The organism is Microbacterium umsixpiens, assembly GCF_053543675.1.
Genome location: NZ_JBLVOH010000220.1, coordinates 5,364 through 5,998, shown reverse-complemented (window position 1 = coordinate 5,998; position 635 = coordinate 5,364). Strand labels below are relative to the sequence as shown.

The 635-nt window shown below is 72.9% G+C and carries 2 protein-coding genes; both read right to left on the bottom strand.

The features are described 5' to 3' along the window. Positions 1–470 (bottom strand): DUF6716 putative glycosyltransferase (locus ACNPM4_RS18570; RefSeq protein WP_448986678.1); only part of this gene is annotated, 470 nt, incomplete at its 3' end. Then, positions 467–635, bottom strand: a 169-nt coding sequence (locus ACNPM4_RS18565) for an N-acetylneuraminate synthase family protein (RefSeq protein WP_448986680.1), incomplete at its 5' end; no start/stop codon positions are given. The genes ACNPM4_RS18565 and ACNPM4_RS18570, both read right to left, overlap by 4 nt.

Below are 635 nucleotides of genomic sequence, written 5' to 3'. Positions count from 1 at the left end.
GGCGTCCGCACGCCGATGCGTCGCCCGAGCTCTTCGAACGCCCGCACCTCTCGATGGGAATGCACCACCAGCAGGTCGGTGTGACGGCGATAGTCGAGCGCCCCGCGCTGGGCGGGGATGGCCATGCCGGGAAGCCCCGAGACGGTGACCGGTCGATGCTCCAGCGCGTCGATGACGCGCCCCATGAGCCGCACGAACGGTCCGCGCCCGGCGAGCAGCACCACGTCGGGGCGCTGCCCGGCCAGCCAGGCCGCCGTCTCCGCGAACCCGATGCGGGTGATGTCGTCGGAGCCGAGCGTCGTGCCCGCCAGCGCCGTGCGCTGCTGCTCGACACTGGCCGTGAGCGGGGTGCGTACGAGCAGCAGGTGTGGACGCAGGCCCGGCACCGAGCCGAGGAGCGAGGCCGCCCACTTCACGAAGGAGTCGGCGTCCGCGATGGCGACGACGCGGATGCCGGTGGCCTCGGTCATGCCGAGATGCGGCGCAGCTTCGCCATCGGCGCGCGCTCGCTGTCGAACACGCGCTTGACCCCGTCGCCGGTCGCGCGCTCGATCACGCGGATATCGCGCACCAGGTGCTCGAGACCGGTCGGCTCGAGGGAGGCCGCGTGGTCGGAGCCCCACATCGTGCGGTCG